Source organism: Achromobacter sp. AONIH1 (assembly GCF_002902905.1).
In the GTDB taxonomy this organism is placed as follows: Bacteria; Pseudomonadota; Gammaproteobacteria; order Burkholderiales; family Burkholderiaceae_B; genus Achromobacter.
Map to the genome: position 1 here is coordinate 114,753 of NZ_CP026124.1, position 15,462 is coordinate 130,214.

Below are 15,462 nucleotides of genomic sequence, written 5' to 3' on the forward strand. Positions count from 1 at the left end.
TCAGGTCGGCTGTTGCACGACGATGGAGGGGAACTTGCCCGCCATGTCGCGGGGCAGCGCCGCAACGCTTGCCGCCAGTTTGCGGGCGATGCCGCGGTACAGGGCCGCAGCCTCGCTGCCGGGGTCGGAAACCACGGTGGGCTGGCCCGCATCGGTCTGCTCGCGGATCGCCAGCGTGAGCGGCAGGCTGCCCAGCCAGGGCGTGCCGTACTGCTCGGCCATGCGCCGGCCGCCGCCTTCGCCGAAGATGTGCTCGGCATGGCCGCATTGCGAGCAGATGTGGATGGCCATGTTCTCGACGACGCCCAGGATGGGCACCTCGACCTTCTGGAACATGCGCAGGCCCTTGCGCGCGTCCAGCAGCGCCACGTCCTGGGGCGTGGTGACAATGACCGCGCCCACCACCGGCACCTTCTGCGCCAGCGTCAGCGCCACGTCGCCGGTGCCGGGCGGCATGTCGACGATCAGGTAGTCCAGGTCGCGCCAGTTGGTCTGGCGCAGCAGTTGTTCGAGCGCCTGCGTGACCATGGGGCCGCGCCAGATCGCCGGGGAATCCGCGTCGATCAGGAAGCCGATGGAATTGGCCTGCAGGCCATGGCCCTCGAGCGGCTCCATGCTCTTGTTGTCGCGGCTTTCGGGCCGGCCCGACACGCCCAGCATGGTCGGCACGCTGGGGCCGTAGATGTCGGCGTCCAGCAGCCCCACCTTGGCGCCCTCGGCCGCCAGGGCCAGCGCCAGGTTCACGGCGGTGGTGCTCTTGCCCACGCCGCCCTTGCCGGAAGCCACGGCGATGATGTTGCGCACGTTCGGCAGCGGCTTCAAGCCCTTCTGCACCGCGTGCGCCGCGACCTTCCAGGTCACAGAGACCTGGGCGTCGGGCGCGCCGGCGGCGGCCAGCGCCGCGACGGCGATGCCGCGCACCTGATCCTTGAAGGCGTCGGCGGGATAGCCCAGTTCCAGCGTCAGGGCGACCCGGCCGCCCTGCAGTTGAATGTCACGATCTTTTACAGATACGCCCAGATCCAGGCCGGTATTCGGGTCTTGCGCGCCCCGCAACGCGGCGCGGATGTGTTCTATCGTTATACTCATGTCACTATGGTTCCGTAGGCAGCGCGGCTTCTGCTGGCCGCCGTCCCCTAAAGGATAGCGGATACGCGGGAACCTTTCGCTGCGTTTTGCATCCGACCTTCATGACGAATCCTCTCATCCGCTTCCTCCGTGCCGTCCTGTTTGCCGCGCTGGCCCTGATCGGCATGGCGATGGCGCTGGTGTTCATGCTCTCCACCGCGATCGCCGTGGCGATCCTGTACGTGGTGGCCAAGGTGCGCGGCAAGCCGTTCGGCGTGCGCGCCTACTGGAGCCAGCGCCAAGGCGCCCGCCCGAATCCGTTCCAGTCCGCTGCCGCTCCGTTCGCGCAAGCGCGCGGCGGCGACGTGATCGACGTCGAGGCCCGCGAAGTCCGCTGACGCCAGCGCGCCTGCCACGGTCGCCTCGCGGCGGCCGGGCGCGCACCAGGGACACTCCCTTCGGGCCGTTTCTTGACGGCCCGTTCTGTCTGCCCGCACCATCCGCCCCACTCCGGACCGGAGAGTCGGCCATGCGGTCCCGCCATCCCCTTTCGCTCCCCGCCGAGGCCCGCCGCTGGCCCGCCACCGCCATTGCCCTAAAATGGCCGGTCTATCCACCTTTCCCTCAACCGCACGAAGACCATGTCTCGCACTCTTTTCGTCACCACCGCCCTGCCCTACGCCAACGGATCCTTCCACATCGGCCACATCATGGAGTACATCCAGGCCGACATCTGGGTGCGTTCGATGCGAATGGCGGGGCACACGGTGCACTTCGTGGGTGCGGACGACGCGCATGGCGCGCCGATCATGCTGAAGGCGGAAAAGGAAGGCATCACACCGCAGGCCCTGGTGGCGCGTTACGCCGCCGAGCGCCCGCAGTACCTGAACGGCTTCCACATCCGCTTCGACCACTGGCACTCGACCGATTCGGCCGAGAACGTGGCGCTGTCGCAGGACATCTACCGCGCGCTGAAGGCGCAGGACCTGATCGAGACGCGCTCGATCGAGCAGTTCTACGACCCGGTCAAGGGCATGTTCCTGGCCGACCGCTACATCAAGGGCGAATGCCCCAAGTGCCACGCCAAGGACCAGTACGGCGATTCCTGCGAGGTCTGCGGCGCGGTCTATGCGCCCACCGAACTGATCAATCCGTATTCGGCCCTGACCGGCGCCACGCCGGTGCTGAAGTCCTCGGACCATTTCTTCTTCAAGCTGTCCGATCCGCGCTGCGTGGAATTCCTGCAGCAATGGACCACGGGCGCCAACGCCGCCGGCGGCAGGCACCTGCAGCCGGAAGTGCTGGCCAAGACCCGCGAATGGCTGGGCGCCGATGACGGCGAAGCCAAGCTGGGCGACTGGGACATCTCGCGCGACGCGCCCTATTTCGGCATCGAGATCCCCGACGCGCCGGGCAAGTACTTCTACGTCTGGCTGGACGCGCCGGTGGGCTACCTGGCCTCGCTCAAGTCCTATTGCGACAAGGCCGACCTGGATTTCGACGCGCTGCTCGACCCGAACGGCAACACCGAACAGGTCCACTTCATCGGCAAGGACATCATCTACTTCCACGCGCTGTTCTGGCCCGCCATGCTGAAGTTCGCCGGCCGCAAGACGCCGGACGCGCTGAACGTGCACGGCTTCATCACCGTCAGCGGCGAGAAGATGTCCAAGAGCCGCGGCACCGGCATCTCGCCGCTGCGCTATCTGGAACTCGGCATGAACGCCGAGTGGATGCGCTACTACATCGCCGCCAAGCTGAACGCCCGCGTCGAAGACATGGACTTCAACCCCGAGGACTTCATCGCCCGCGTCAACAGCGACCTGATCGGCAAGTACGTCAACATCGCCAGCCGCGCGGCCAGCTTCATCACCAAGCATTTCGACGGCCAGCTGGCCTATGCCGGCGACGCCGCCGCGCTGTCGGCCGAGTACGCCGAGCAGGCCGAATCGATCCGCGCCGCCTTCGAGGCGCGCGAGTACAACCGCGCCATCCGCGAGATCATGGCCTGCGCCGACCGCATCAACCAGGCCTTCGACACCGCCCAGCCCTGGGTGCTGGCCAAGGGCATCGGCAGCGCCGACGCCGCGCAGAAGGCCGCGCTGCAGGACATCTGCTCGCGCTCGCTGGCCGGCTTCAAGGCCCTGTCCGTGATGCTGGCCCCGGTGCTGCCGGAACTGACCGACCGCGTCGCGCGCGAGCTGTTCGGCGCGCAGGCCGGCTTTGTCTGGGCCGACGCCGCCGCGCTGCCGCGGACCGTGGCGCCGTTCAAGCACCTGATGCAGCGCGTCGAGCCGCAGATGCTGGAAGACCTGTTCGAACCGCCCGCGCCTCCGGCCGTGATCCCCGGCGGCGAACCGCTGGCCGAGACCATCTCCATCGACGACTTCGCCCGCGTCGACCTGCGCATCGCGCAGATCGTCAACTGCGAGCATGTCGAAGGCTCGACCAAGCTGCTGCGCCTGACGCTGGATGTGGGCGAAGGCCGCCACCGCAACGTGTTCTCCGGCATCAAGTCGGCCTACCAGCCCGAAGACCTGATCGGCAAGCTGACCGTGATGGTGGCCAACCTGGCCCCGCGCAAGATGAAGTTCGGCGTGTCCGAAGGCATGGTGCTGGCCGCCAGCCACGCCGACGAATCGGTGGATGCCGGCATTTACGTGCTGGAGCCCTTCCCCGGCGCCAAGCCCGGCATGCGCGTGCGCTGACGCCACGCCGGCCTGGCGACAAAAAAAACCCGCCTCAAGGCGGGTTTTTTCTTGATCGCGCCAGGTGCGCGGCGGCTCAGGCCCGGCTGGGCGCCAGCGCCGGATCCAGCGACACGCGCTCGTCGAACACGAAGCACTTGCCCTCGTAGCCCGGCCCGCCGGTTTCCTCGAAATACTTGAGAATGCCGCCCTCGAGCTGGTAGACGTGATCGATACCCGCCTCGTTCATGTAGATGGCGGCCTTCTCGCAGCGGATACCGCCAGTGCAGAAGCTGACCACGGTCTTGCCTTGCAGCTCGTCGCGGTGTGCCTGCACCGCGTCCGGGAACTGGGTGAAGCGCTCGATGCGCCAGTCGATGGCATTCCTGAACGTGCCCTCGTCGACCTCGAAGGCGTTGCGCGTGTCCAGCATCACAACCGGGCGACCGGCATCGTCCGCGCCCTGCGCCAGCCAGCGCGCCACCGTGCGCGCGTCCACCGCCGGCGCGCGACCGGCCTCGGGGCGGATGGCCGGATGGTTCATGCGGATGATCTCGCGCTTGATCTTCACCAGCAGCTTGCGGAACGGCACCGCGTCGCTGTAGCTGTACTTCGGCTCCAGGTCGGCGAAGCGCGCATCCGCGCGCAGCGCGGCCAGGAAAGACTCGATGCCTGCGGACGCACCCGCCAGGAACAGATTGATGCCTTCCCCGGCCAACAGGATCGTGCCCTTGAGTCCGTCCTCGCGCGCGCGGGCCAGCAGCGTTTCCCGCAACTCGGGCAAGCCGTCGAGCGAGACGAATTTATAGGCGGAGATATTGGCAACGGAAGACATGGACGTAGCGTGACAAGACCGGCGCGGCATGCGCGGGCCGCGAAAAATGCGGAATGCGCGGGAGCCGCCATCATAATCGCTGGCGGGCCCGCGCCCGGACCGGGGCCTCAGCGCCGCACCGGCTCCTGCTCGACCACCGCGTCCAGCACCCATTTCAAGCCGGACGCATCGGCCGGCGGATTCGGATCGCGCACTTCGACCACGCGCAGCCGATAGCGCACGCCCGGCTGGAAATTGAAGCCGGTGATATCGCCATACCAGAGCTGCCAGGGCTGGGCCGCGCTGTCGCGCACCTGGTAGCACATGGCGCGGCCGGCGCCGGCATTGCAGGGCACCCGCTCGGAATCGACGTACACGAGCTTTTTCGGCCCCATCTGGCCGCCGGTCGCCGGATCGATCCGGCGGCCGAAATCCAGCGTGTCGCCCGAGGACAGCAGCAGCGTCAGGCGGCGCGGATTGCCGGTGTTGTCCAGCGTGCTGGACGTGATGCGCGTCAGGCCGTCGAGGAAATCCTGCTCCAGCCGCATGGTCTCCGGATTGCAGGCCATCATGGTGGACACCGGACGCGAGCGCACGATCAGCAGCCCATTGGCCACCGTGTAGGGCGCGTTGTACTGATTGCAGCCGCCAAAGCCGCTGACCACGGGCGCGCCCTGGTCATGGATGAAGCTGATCGTGACGGGCCGCGAGGTCTGCGACGGATGGGGAATCTGGCGCAAGGAGCCGCCGGGTCGCGTCCAGCGGGCCAGGTCCCAGCTGGTCTGCGCGTACACGTCGGACGCGGCGGCGGGCTGGAAGCGCGGATCCTGCGCGCCCGGGCCGCGCGGCGGCGATGCGCAGGCGGCAAGACCGACGGCGAGCGCGCAGGGAGCGAGCCAACGCAAGCTGGAGGATATGGACATGGAAGATCTCCCGAAATCGACGTGAAGCGCCCGTACCGGCGGCCCGACATTGTAGGCAAGGCGCACGGACGCCACGCCGGCGGAAAACAGACTGAAACGCCTGGTCGCCAGGCCGCTCAGGGGGTGGGCGGATCCTCGCGCCGCACGAACTCCAGCACGTCGCCGCCGCGCAGGTTGAAGGTCAGGTGACGGGGTGCCCCGCCGTTGTCGAGCGTGAAGGTATCGATGCTGCCCAGGCCGCGCAGGTAGTCCGCTTCCAGGCCGGCTCGCTCCGGCGTCGGGCAGGCCATGCGCGTGGCCGCCGGCGCGTCGATGCGCAGCCTGCCGCCCTCGATCCTGTAGGTGCCCATGTAGCGGTTGCAGCCGGCGAAGCCATTGACGCGGTATTGCTTGCCCTGGGCCAGGAACACCAGCTTCACGGGCTCGCCGTTGTCGCCATGGGGAATGTCGCGCAGCGCGCCGCCGGGCTGGACCCAGCGCACCAGTTCCCAGGCGGTCTGCGCCAGTGAATCCGCGCTGCTGGCCGCGTTGGCGGCGGCCGCTCCTTGCGGACGAGCGCCGCCGGATCCCGCGCATCCCGCCAACGCCAGGGCCAGCAAACCCATGCAAAGCAGGCGGCCGGGCAAGAACTGAGTATTGGGCATGGGCGGAACCTCCGATTGATTGCACACCCCTAGACTGTAACCGGCATCGTTCGCCGTTGTCCCGCGCCTTGCCCCGGCCCTCAGCCCTACGCCCGAGGGCCAAAGCGGGAGTCCGGCGCTCGGCGGGCAAGCCAAGCGACCGGGTACTGGGTCTTATGCCTCATGGCGCGCGGCGACGCCGGCGCGCAGAATCGCCTGAACTCCAGCCGTGGCATCGCTACCCGGGCGGCCGCCATGGCGGCGACTGCCGCGGGCCGACAATGCCCGCGCAACGCGCCGGAGCACGCGAAACAGGCTGCGGAGACATCCCGATGGGCATTCTGAGAACCTTGCTGGCGCTGTCCGTGGTCCTGGACCACCTTGGCGGCGGCGCGACGAATCAACTGGTCGGCGGACGCCTTGCGGTGCAGCTGTTCTATGTGATCTCCGGTTTCCTGATTTCCTACGTACTGACCGGCACCGACCGTTACCAGGGCGCGACGGGGCACTTCTACGCCAACCGGCTGCTACGCCTGTTTCCGGTCTACCTGGCGGTCGCTGCGCTGACCCTGGCCGCTCACGCCGCCGGCGATGGCAGCTTTTTCCGTCTCTACGACGACCTGCCCCTGTCGGCCCGGCTGTTCCTGATCCTGTCCAATCTTTTCATCGTGGGACAGGACTGGCTGATGTTCTTCGGCATCGAGCATTCCTCCCTGCTCTTTACCGGCAGTTTCACGCACAGCGACGTGCCGCTCTACCAGGGGCTGCTGGTGCCGCAGGCCTGGACGCTGGGCGTGGAGATCACGTTCTACCTGGTCGCGCCCTTCGTCCTGCGATCGCCGCGCAGGCTGCTCGCGCTGCTGGCCGCCTCGCTGGCCCTGCGGGCCGTGCTGATCGCCACCGGCATCGGCTTGAGCGATCCCTGGACCTACCGCTTCTTTCCCGCCGAGTTGGCGCTGTTCCTGGCCGGCGCGCTGTCGCACCAGATACTGCTGCCGCGCTGGCAGGCGCTGACGCGCCGCTGGCCCCGGCTGCCGGAACTGGGCGTCGCCATCCTGGCGGCGTACTGCTGCGCGCACTTTTTCATCGGGCTGAACCACAACCTGCGCGACGCGCTGGCGGTGCTGCTGTTCGCGGCGCTGCTGCCGCTGGCCTTCCTGTTTCAGGCGCGATACCGGCTGGACAAGGCGATTGGCGAACTGAGCTACCCGATCTATATCTGCCATGCCCTGGTGATCCTGTTCTTCGGCTGGCTGCTCGACGGCGCCAGCGCGCGCCAGCCGGCGCTTTTCGATGCGCTGGTGCTGACCGGCTGCATCGGCTTCGCGGCCCTGCTCAACGCGCTGATCGCCGATCCCGTCGAACGCTTGCGCGTCCGGCTGCGCGCCGGCGGTCGGGAGGACCTGTCCGTCGATCCGAGGCCCGCGGCAAGCCAGCCCGCCGCGTCGCGCCAGCGGCGCGTGAACCCTATTCGCCGCGCGCCCTGATATACGCGGCCAGCACCTGCTCGATCTGGCGCTTTTCCTGGGTGCTCAGGCGCGCATAGGTGGCATAGGAAACGGTTTCGAACGGCCAGGGCGGCGGCACATCGGGCTCGCCCGCGCTGGCGGCGGGCTCGGCCGGCTCCGGACTGAACATCGGGCCTTCCCCGGCGCTCAGCCAAATGGGGCTGACCCGCAGCGCGCGGGTCAGCTTGATCAGGGCCTCGCTGGACGGCTGAAGGCGTTGACCGCTTTCATAGTTGCCGATGGCGCTTTGCGACAGGTTGCTCGCGACCGCCAAGTCCTTTTGTGTCCATCCCTGTAGCATCCTTGCGTTGCGCAGACGATGGCTAAACGTGTCCAATCGATCAACCTGAGCCATTAATTTGAATTTATTTATTTGATTAAAACATCTCAATACTGCTGCCAAACAAACGGATTACACCCCAATTTCCGGGCTAATCCGCAAATCTCGCAACGCCTCCTCTTCCGCCCGTCCGCCGCCAGTCCTGGCGCCCGCGCCCCGCGCTCGCCGTCTCACAAAAAGCGCTATCTATCAGCAGCTTGCGCAGACGCTCGGGCGGCCGGAACCGAGCCCTGGCCTTGGGCCGGATCCGGCGAGAGTGTAGGAGTTTGGATGCACCAAAAATAGAAAATAATGTATCGGTAATACTTAATATCGCATCGTTGCAACCACGGAATAAAACAGCGTTTCAATGGGTTTGGACGGATTTGAGCAATCGCATCTGTTACCGCTAGAAACTACAGAAACTTATCTTCACAAAAAAACACGCCCGTGTTTAAATGAAACACGGGCGTGACTTCCAAGCAGTACCGGGTCATCGGCGGCCAAAGGCGCAGAACGCCAGGCCATGCGCCGCCCGGACCCCGTGCCTGCCAGCCGGCAACCGCAGCCGGAACGCGGACCTTTTCCGCCATCCGTGCAACCACTCGCCCGCATTCCAACAACACCGCCACGCTTGCGACGCCGAGCGGGCGGCACAGGGAGAGGGGCATGACACGCAAGGATCGGACTGCACGGGCAAGAAGCCATCGCCACCGGGCCATGGACGACCGACAGACCGCCGGCCCCTCGGCCGGATCCCTTGCCTTCCGGGCGGATACCATCCGGTAACGCCCGCGCCCCCTTTCCACGCGGCGGCTGCGCCGCGCAGTCTCATTGGAAGCATCAATGAACAACACGCTGGATGTCATTTTCCTGGGCAAGGACGACGCCAGGCATGCCAGACTGATCGAGGCGCTGTCCCATCTGGGTTTCAACGTGCGCCGCTGCCACGAACTGGTCGATGTGTACGAGCGCTACTCCCGGCGCCCGAGCCCGCTGGTGGTGCTGGAAGCGCCGCTGCCCGACGTGCATAACGCGGCCGTGCGGTTGCGCGGCATCGACCGGGGCCTGGGCATCGTCGCCATCGCCGCGTTTCCCGACGCCGAAAGCCGGATACGCACGCTGCTGTGCGGCGCCGACGCCTGCCTGTCGCCCGAGGTCAGCGGACTGGAGCTGGCCGCGGTCTTGCAGGCGCTGGTGCGGCGCGCGGCCGGCATGGACGCCGAGCCGGGCGATATTCCGGCCAACGGAGAGCCGCCCAGCGACGCATGGCGGCTGGCCAACAAGGGCTGGACCCTGATCAGCCCGGGCGGGCGCACCATGGGCCTGACCACCGGAGAGCGCGACTTCCTGTCGCGCCTGGTGCACGCGCCGGATCGCAAGGTCAGCCGCGATGCCTTCTATGCCGACGGCGCGGACGACGCCGACAGCGGCGTCACGCGCCGCCGCTTCGTCGACGTCATGATCAGCCGCCTGCGCCGCAAGGCCACGGCCAACCACATGACCCTGCCCATCCGCGCGGTGCACGGCTGGGGCTATATGTTCGCGGCCGACATCAAGCTGGACCTGGACGAGCGCGCGCAGGCCGACGATGGCGCCGAAGAATGGCGACGCGATACGGCCGTCGCGAACGCGACGTCATACTGAATACAATCTGGAAGGGAAATATGCGCAAACCCGGGATGGATCCGCGTCCGGAAGCGACAGGCAGGAAGCAGGCGAAAAAAACGCGGCGCTGCCCCGAAGGTAAGACGCCGCGCTAAAACAACACGTGAACAGGAGCCATCAGCCGGCACTGATGCCTTCTACCTGGATCACGCGATTCCAACATTCGTGCCTCACTACTCACGCTCGGAGTGAACCGTGAGTCAGTGCGGGGTCTCTAGTCCCCGCCCCGACCGCTGCGTGCAATACACGGGAAATCGTCCGCCTTGCTGCTGGCGGGCTTTTCGCCCGTATCAGCGGCGTTCCTTTCGGATCGCAGCGTGATGTAGGAAGTTTAGGACCAGGCTCGGATTTATCGTAATTCTTTGTTGATAGCCTTCCATACATAATAGGTATAGCGGCAGACCTTACTCACCGTCCTAAAATGGGCGGCATCGACAATCCCCGGTCCCATGCCCTTGTCCCCCTCCCCGCTCCTGCGGCGGCTGCGCAAGCTGACGTCGCTGTTCCCGTCCAACTGGTGCCTGGCCTTCCTCGTCGCGCTGGATGGCTACGCGTTCATGCACCCCGTGCTGCGCGAAGTGCAGGCGCGCGAGTATTCGTTCTGGCTGGCGCTGGACAACTGGCAGGAGATCATGCAAGTGGTCGGGCTGCTGGAGATTCCGCGGCTGGTGCTGGGCGTGGGCCTGCAGGTGATCGCGCTGGGGTTGATCCTGAAGGCCCGCATCGCCTGGGCCTTCTCGCTGGTGCTGCTGATCGGCGTGGGCACCTTCGCCATCCTGGGCGACAGCGGACACGCCGGCCTGGGCATCTATACGCTGGTGCTGATCCTGGCGCTGATGGCCTATTGGCGCCGCTTCGACCGGGCCAGCGTCATGGCGGGCTCGCTGTTCGCCCTGGTCAGCGTGCTGTCGCTCCTGATCTACGCGGTGTTCGGCACGCTATACCTGGGCGATGAATTCAATCCGCCCGTCCACGACGCCGGCACCGCGCTGTACTTTTCCATCGTATCCATGTCGACAGTGGGCTATGGCGACATCACGCCGCACTCGGGCGCGGCCAGGCTGTTCACCGCGTCGATTATCATCCTCGGCATCACGGTGTTCGCCACCTCCGTCAGCGCCATCGCCGGCCCGGTGATCGGCGGCAACCTGAAACGCCTAGTCAAGGGCCGATTCTCCACCGCCATGAGAAAGAACCACATCATCATCGCGGGCGCGACGCCGCTGGCGCTCAGCGTCTACGACGGACTGCGCAGGCGCGGCGACGAAGTCACCGTCATCGTGCCCGCCGGCGTGCCGCAGGAATATCCGGCGACGGCCGACCTCATCGAAGGCGACCCGTCCAGCGTCGAGGTGCTGCGCGCGGCCGGCGTGACCCGCGCCCGCTACGTGCTGGCGCTGCGCGACGACGATGCGGAGAACGCCTTCATCGTGCTGGCCACCCAGGAAGCCACCGCCGGCCAGGGCGCCAAGACGGTCGCGCTGGTCAACACCAGCAAGCACCTGGAAAAAATCCGACGCGTGCGGCCGGACATGGTGTTCTCGGTGCAGCTGCTGGGCGCGGAGCTGCTGGCCCGCGCCATCAACGGCGAACCGTTGGACAGCCAGGCCATCACCGATCTGTTCTTCGCCAAGGCCGGCCCGGCCGCCGCCGAACCGGCCTGACGCCAGGCAGCCCCGCTCACTCGCAGCGGTACACGTTGCCCGTCAAGGTCACGTTGGTCTGCTCCGAATGATCCTTGCGGCCGGTCTGCCCGGCCCGCTGCGTCAGCAGGTATACGACATTGCCGCCCATCGCCGCCGCGCGATTCTTCAGGTCATTGCGGGCGCCCGTCTCCAGGTCGGCATTGGACGTGATCGCGCCCCTCAGGAAATCGCCCTGGCTGCCGGTCACGTCGCCCAGGAACGCGCAGCCCTTGCCGGGCTCGTTGTGCGTGATGCGCACGTTGCTCGCGGCCCCGGGGGCCAGCGGCGTGGGCGCGCAGGCCGCCAGGGCGCAGGCGGAAAGCAACAGGATCAGCGACCGGACATGGCGGCGGCACTGCGGACTTTGCATGATGATCATCCATCGTAGGGGCGTGTGAAACCGCCGCGCCATGCTTCATGCATGCGCGGACGGCGTTGGGAAACAGGGGGAATCAGTCGAGGCGGAAATCGAAGCCGGCGTCCGCCGCGGCCATGCCAGCGGCCTCGTCCGGCACGTACTCCAGTAGATCGCCGGGCTGGCACTGCAGCACTTCGCAGATGCGGGCCAGCGTATCGAAGCGGATGCCCTTGACCTTGCCCGACTTCAGCAGGGAAAGGTTGGGTTCGGTGATGCCGATCTCCTGCGCGAGCTGGCGCGCCTTCATCTTGCGCTGCGCCAGCACCACGTCGAGCCTGACCACGATCGCCATCAGATGAACCCCCGGTTCTCTTCGGCCACGTGCGCCGCTTCTTCCATGGCCCAGGCCAGCGCGAACAGCAGGCCGCCAAGCAGACCCAGCAGGATGTCTTCCAGCTGGATGTGGATGAGCATGTGCGGCTCGCCGGGCGCGTTCCAGGTGAAGAGCAGCACCAGCAGCATCTTCACCAGCGGCGAGCACAACGCGAACAGCGTGATGAGCAACGCGATGCCGCGCAATCGACGGGCCGTGGCCGAGGTCAGCACTTCGCCGCGCGCGAAGTCGCCAAACATCGCATGGGCATGCGCGATGCCGCGCAGCACCAGCGCCAGCTGCAGTCCCAGCAATGAGAAGCCCGCCACCCGATAGCCCGGCCCGAGCTGCAACGCGGGCGCGCGGGACGGATCGGTGATGCCCAGCAGCGCGTGCAGGCTGCGGGTCAGCGCCGCATCCGAACTCAGGAACCAGATGGCCACGGCCAGGACGACGAACAGGACGGCCGTGGCCGCGAGCAGCCAGCGCATGCAGCGCGAGAGGCGGCGGATGCGCGCCATGCGACGAGCGCCATCGCTGATGGCCGCGGCCGACTGCGGCGTGGAGAAATGAAGCATCACGGAAAGTCCTGGCGAGCGTTGCGGAGCACTATCAATTGCTGTAGTGTAGCAAATAATTATCGTAAAACAATAATTTTTTAACCCCGAAAACCAAGCCTCATGCGATTCCTGAAACCCATCGCCGGTCTCGCGGCGCTGGGCCTGGCGCTGCTGCTGCTCGTTCCCGCCGGCACCTCGGCTTCCGACGACGCAAGCTGCGCGCGTGCCGGCGATGGCGGCCTGCGTCTGCGGGTTCAATGGTCCCTGAGCAACCGCTATTCGCCGCTTGGCCTGCCCCGATTGACGCTGGAGCGCGGGCCCGCGCGGCCCGCAACGCCCTGCATCTGCCTGCGCGACGCCGGCTAATCCGGCACGACCGGCTGCGATTGCCTCGCGTGCCAGGCCACGAAATCGGCCGAACGCAAAGGACGGGAAAACAGATAGCCCTGGATGAAGGCCACGCCGCGCTCGGTCAGGTAGTCGAACTGGAAGCGCTGTTCCACGCCTTCGGCCACCACCGACAGGCCCAGCCGGTGCGCCAGCATGATGATCACGTCCAGCACCGGCGCCTCTTCGCCATCCGGCTGGATGGCATGCACGAAGCCCTTGTCGATCTTCAGGTAGTCCACCGGAAACTTCTGCAGATAGGACAACGAGCAATGGCCGGTGCCGAAATCGTCAATGGCCACGCGCACGCCCTCGGCGCGCAGCGTGTCGATGTTGCGACGGGCGCGGCCGCTGTCCTCGATCAGGCTGCGCTCGGTGATTTCCAGCACCAGCAGCGGCTGGCGCGCGGCCGTCGCGGCGACGAAGGCGCGCACGTCCGGCACCAGATCCTCGCTGGACAGATGCTCGGGCGCGATGTTCACGCCCACATGAAAGCCCGGCGGCGTGTCCCATTCGCGCATGTCGCGCTCGATCAGGCCCAGCAGATGCTGGGTCAGCTCGATGATCACGCCTTCCTGCTCGGCCGCCGCGATGAAGATGTCGGGCCGCACCAGCCCCGTGCCCGGACGCATCCAGCGCATCAGCGCCTCCACCCCTTCGAAGCGGCCCGTGACCTGGCTGTACACCGGCTGGTACTCCACATGGAACTCGCCCGCCGCCATCGCGCGGCGCAACTGTTCCCGGTAGGACTGGCGGCTGCGCTGCAGGCGATATGCCGCCCAGGCCAGCAGCGCGCCCGCCAGCAACGACAAAGGCACGTAGGTCCGCAACAGCTTCTGCCACTCCAGCCCCAACGCCTGCGGCGGCACCACCACGCTGATGCGCAGTTTCGCGCCGTTCATGCTGTCCGTCATCTCCTGGTACACGGGCTCGACGCTGCCGGCCCAATCCGTCCAGGACGCACTGCGTACCGGCGCCCCTTCCCCCAGCGTCAGCTCGATCTGGAAGTCGCCCAGGGTCGCGACCGAATTGATGATGTCCTGCAGGTTGCGCCCATCAACCACCACCGCGCCGCTGCGGCCATCCCGGCCCGGCACGCCCAGCAGGATGGCCGGCCGGTCGGGCGCCATCGGCGTGCCCTGCGCGGTATACAGCCAACCGGCCGGCGTCATGCTGCGCGGCCAGCGGTGAAACTCGGTGATGCTGTAGTCCGTCGCGCCGACCGCCGACGAACAGTAGATGCGATCATCCTGCGCCAGGATCAGCGCGCGAACATATGGATTCAACGTGGCCCAGCGCTGCATGGTGGGCAGGGCCTCGCCGCAGTCCTTGGCCGTCAGGTCGACCAACCGCACCAGCAGCTCGCGCGCCTGGGTCAGGATGGTGCCGGTCTGCACCCGCACCACACCGGCCGCGATCGACGCGTCCTTGCGCACCTCGCCGACCGCGTGAAACCAGCTCCAGCCCACACAGAGCAGGACCGGCAGCACCATGGCCAGCGCAACGGGCAGGAAACGCCACGATGACACGCGGGCAGTCATTCCCGATGTAGGCAAGCCGCCCCCTCTTGTGGATAAGGATGAAAGAATCGTAGCGTCCGGCGACAGCATACGACACCATGCTCAAGACGGTGTCAAGCCGAGCGCGGATTCATCTACCGGTCGCCAATCTGCGCTGGCGCGCCGGCTTGCCCGCCGCCCGCTTCCAGCAGTTCGCCGATCAGCGCCGCATGGGCGCGCCTGCGGGCAGCCATGTCGATGCGCTCCTGGGGCCCGAGCAGGATGCAGGCCACCATGGTATGCACGATGGGCGACAACAGCAGCCAGGGATGTTCCTGCGCCACGCCGCCCGCGCACAGCCCGCGCGCGCGCCCGCTCCAGCAGGCGCGCCAGGCAGGCCTGCTGGGCGTCGGTGGTCTCGCGCCGCCAGCGCGCGGCCAGCTGCGGCACGCGGGCGCTTTCGGCCAGCAACAGCCGCATGGCGCTGATCATGGCCGGATTGGCCAGGCTTACATAGAGCTGATCGACGATGCGTTCAGCCAGATCGCGCGTGGACGAGGCGCCGTCGACCACCGCCTCCACGTCCAGCGGCGCCGGGCTCAGGTGACGCGCGATCAGCGCCTCGAACACCGCTTCCTTGCTGGAGAAATGCGCATACAGCCCGCCCTTGGACAGGCCCGCCCGCAGCGCGATGTCATCCATCCTCGCGCCCGCGTATCCCGAAGCCGAAAACTCCTGCAGCGCCGCGTCAAGTATCTGCGCGACCCGCAAAGCCGGCGCAAGCCGGCGCCGCTGAGTCCCCATGGCCCCACTCCTGAACAGAACGGGTCCATTAAAAACCGACTGGCCGGTCGCTAACTTGACTTTGATCAAGGAATGATCAAGACCGCCTGGGCACAATGACAGCAAGATCCTGCCATCGGCCGCCGCCGGCGCCGGAACCGGGCCACCAGCCCGCCTCCACGCCCGAGTGGCCGCCTGCCGGCGGCG

General features: G+C 67.0%; 16 protein-coding genes. 6 read left to right on the forward strand and 10 right to left on the reverse strand.

Annotated elements, in window-relative coordinates; translation table 11 throughout:
- The gene (apbC, locus tag C2U31_RS00460; protein ID WP_103271132.1) at window positions 1–1,089 is read right to left on the reverse strand and encodes an iron-sulfur cluster carrier protein ApbC; all 1,089 of its coding nucleotides are present in this window, start codon (window positions 1,087–1,089) and stop codon (window positions 1–3) included.
- Between the two features lie 101 nt (window positions 1,090–1,190).
- Here apbC and C2U31_RS00465 point away from each other — a divergent pair, with 101 nt between their 5' ends.
- Together C2U31_RS00465 and metG are read left to right on the forward strand one after the other, a co-directional pair.
- Window positions 1,191–1,466: a hypothetical protein gene (locus C2U31_RS00465; RefSeq protein WP_103276198.1), complete on the forward strand. Its 276-nt coding sequence runs from the start codon at window positions 1,191–1,193 to the stop codon at window positions 1,464–1,466.
- A gap of 243 nt (window positions 1,467–1,709) precedes the next feature.
- Complete coding sequence (gene metG / locus C2U31_RS00470; protein WP_103271133.1) at window positions 1,710–3,776, forward strand: methionine--tRNA ligase; 2,067 nt, start codon at window positions 1,710–1,712, stop codon at window positions 3,774–3,776.
- Window positions 3,777–3,852: 76 nt separating this feature from the next.
- Here metG and C2U31_RS00475 read toward each other — a convergent pair whose 3' ends face one another.
- The 3 genes from C2U31_RS00475 to C2U31_RS00485 form a co-directional block, all read right to left on the reverse strand.
- Entirely contained in the window at window positions 3,853–4,590 is a 738-nt protein-coding gene (locus C2U31_RS00475) for a sulfurtransferase (protein WP_103271134.1), read from the reverse strand.
- A 107-nt stretch (window positions 4,591–4,697) separates the two neighbouring features.
- Entirely contained in the window at window positions 4,698–5,492 is a 795-nt protein-coding gene (locus C2U31_RS00480; protein ID WP_103271135.1) for an META and DUF4377 domain-containing protein, read from the reverse strand.
- Window positions 5,493–5,608: 116 nt separating this feature from the next.
- Window positions 5,609–6,136, reverse strand: coding sequence for an META domain-containing protein (locus C2U31_RS00485; protein ID WP_103271136.1), 528 nt, complete (start codon window positions 6,134–6,136; stop codon window positions 5,609–5,611).
- Window positions 6,137–6,447: 311 nt separating this feature from the next.
- On the opposite strand from C2U31_RS00485, the gene C2U31_RS00490 reads away from it, so the two are divergent.
- A complete protein-coding gene (locus tag C2U31_RS00490; RefSeq protein ID WP_103271137.1) occupies window positions 6,448–7,602 on the forward strand; it encodes an acyltransferase in 1,155 nt (384 codons plus the stop codon).
- Here the strand turns inward: C2U31_RS00490 and C2U31_RS00495 are convergent.
- Window positions 7,583–7,924 (reverse strand): helix-turn-helix domain-containing protein, encoded by a 342-nt coding sequence (locus C2U31_RS00495; protein ID WP_233772571.1) that lies wholly within the window; start codon window positions 7,922–7,924, stop codon window positions 7,583–7,585. The two genes, C2U31_RS00490 and C2U31_RS00495, sit on opposite strands and share 20 nt — an antisense overlap.
- A gap of 864 nt (window positions 7,925–8,788) precedes the next feature.
- Between C2U31_RS00495 and C2U31_RS00500 the strand changes: the two genes are divergently transcribed.
- Together C2U31_RS00500 and kch are read left to right on the forward strand one after the other, a co-directional pair.
- Complete coding sequence (locus tag C2U31_RS00500; protein ID WP_103271139.1) at window positions 8,789–9,589, forward strand: response regulator transcription factor; 801 nt, start codon at window positions 8,789–8,791, stop codon at window positions 9,587–9,589.
- 470 nt (window positions 9,590–10,059) lie between these two features.
- Window positions 10,060–11,274, forward strand: coding sequence for a voltage-gated potassium channel protein (kch, locus tag C2U31_RS00505; protein WP_103271140.1), 1,215 nt, complete (start codon window positions 10,060–10,062; stop codon window positions 11,272–11,274).
- A 16-nt stretch (window positions 11,275–11,290) separates the two neighbouring features.
- Here the strand turns inward: kch and C2U31_RS00510 are convergent, their stop codons facing one another.
- The 3 genes from C2U31_RS00510 to C2U31_RS00520 all read right to left on the reverse strand — a co-directional run bounded on the left by C2U31_RS00510 (window position 11,291) and on the right by C2U31_RS00520 (window position 12,604).
- Window positions 11,291–11,665: a DUF4156 domain-containing protein gene (locus C2U31_RS00510; RefSeq protein WP_103276199.1), complete on the reverse strand. Its 375-nt coding sequence runs from the start codon at window positions 11,663–11,665 to the stop codon at window positions 11,291–11,293.
- A gap of 82 nt (window positions 11,666–11,747) precedes the next feature.
- Complete coding sequence (locus tag C2U31_RS00515; RefSeq protein WP_103271141.1) at window positions 11,748–12,005, reverse strand: helix-turn-helix transcriptional regulator; 258 nt, start codon at window positions 12,003–12,005, stop codon at window positions 11,748–11,750.
- A complete protein-coding gene (locus tag C2U31_RS00520) occupies window positions 12,005–12,604 on the reverse strand; it encodes a DUF2975 domain-containing protein (RefSeq protein WP_103271142.1) in 600 nt (199 codons plus the stop codon). Before C2U31_RS00520 ends, C2U31_RS00515 begins: the two co-directional genes overlap by 1 nt.
- A gap of 102 nt (window positions 12,605–12,706) precedes the next feature.
- On the opposite strand from C2U31_RS00520, the gene C2U31_RS00525 reads away from it, so the two are divergent.
- On the forward strand, window positions 12,707–12,952 hold the full coding sequence (locus C2U31_RS00525; RefSeq protein ID WP_103271143.1) for a hypothetical protein: 246 nt from the start codon (window positions 12,707–12,709) through the stop codon (window positions 12,950–12,952).
- On the opposite strand, the gene C2U31_RS00530 is transcribed toward C2U31_RS00525, so the two are convergent.
- A complete protein-coding gene (locus C2U31_RS00530; RefSeq protein WP_369869726.1) occupies window positions 12,949–14,502 on the reverse strand; it encodes an EAL domain-containing protein in 1,554 nt (517 codons plus the stop codon). The two genes, C2U31_RS00525 and C2U31_RS00530, sit on opposite strands and share 4 nt — an antisense overlap.
- 93 nt (window positions 14,503–14,595) lie before the next feature.
- Window positions 14,596–15,345, reverse strand: coding sequence for a TetR/AcrR family transcriptional regulator (locus C2U31_RS00535; RefSeq protein ID WP_233772573.1), 750 nt, complete (start codon window positions 15,343–15,345; stop codon window positions 14,596–14,598).
- Between the last annotated feature and the right edge of the window lie 117 nt (window positions 15,346–15,462).

What these genes read in the sequence shown, in the direction of transcription:
- C2U31_RS00480 (WP_103271135.1), bottom strand. Translation starts at nt 5,492, where the DNA reads ATGTCCATATCCTCCAGCTTGCGTTGGCTCGCTCCCTGCGCGCTCGCC.
- C2U31_RS00495 (WP_233772571.1), bottom strand. Translation starts at nt 7,924, where the DNA reads ATGCTACAGGGATGGACACAAAAGGACTTGGCGGTCGCGAGCAACCTG.
- C2U31_RS00490 (WP_103271137.1), top strand. Translation starts at nt 6,448, where the DNA reads ATGGGCATTCTGAGAACCTTGCTGGCGCTGTCCGTGGTCCTGGACCAC.
- C2U31_RS00515 (WP_103271141.1), bottom strand. Translation starts at nt 12,005, where the DNA reads ATGGCGATCGTGGTCAGGCTCGACGTGGTGCTGGCGCAGCGCAAGATG.
- C2U31_RS00525 (WP_103271143.1), top strand. Translation starts at nt 12,707, where the DNA reads ATGCGATTCCTGAAACCCATCGCCGGTCTCGCGGCGCTGGGCCTGGCG.
- C2U31_RS00500 (WP_103271139.1), top strand. Translation starts at nt 8,789, where the DNA reads ATGAACAACACGCTGGATGTCATTTTCCTGGGCAAGGACGACGCCAGG.
- C2U31_RS00520 (WP_103271142.1), bottom strand. Translation starts at nt 12,604, where the DNA reads ATGCTTCATTTCTCCACGCCGCAGTCGGCCGCGGCCATCAGCGATGGC.
- kch (WP_103271140.1), top strand. Translation starts at nt 10,060, where the DNA reads ATGCCCTTGTCCCCCTCCCCGCTCCTGCGGCGGCTGCGCAAGCTGACG.
- metG (WP_103271133.1), top strand. Translation starts at nt 1,710, where the DNA reads ATGTCTCGCACTCTTTTCGTCACCACCGCCCTGCCCTACGCCAACGGA.
- C2U31_RS00465 (WP_103276198.1), top strand. Translation starts at nt 1,191, where the DNA reads ATGACGAATCCTCTCATCCGCTTCCTCCGTGCCGTCCTGTTTGCCGCG.
- C2U31_RS00475 (WP_103271134.1), bottom strand. Translation starts at nt 4,590, where the DNA reads ATGTCTTCCGTTGCCAATATCTCCGCCTATAAATTCGTCTCGCTCGAC.
- C2U31_RS00485 (WP_103271136.1), bottom strand. Translation starts at nt 6,136, where the DNA reads ATGCCCAATACTCAGTTCTTGCCCGGCCGCCTGCTTTGCATGGGTTTG.
- apbC (WP_103271132.1), bottom strand. Translation starts at nt 1,089, where the DNA reads ATGAGTATAACGATAGAACACATCCGCGCCGCGTTGCGGGGCGCGCAA.
- C2U31_RS00510 (WP_103276199.1), bottom strand. Translation starts at nt 11,665, where the DNA reads ATGCAAAGTCCGCAGTGCCGCCGCCATGTCCGGTCGCTGATCCTGTTG.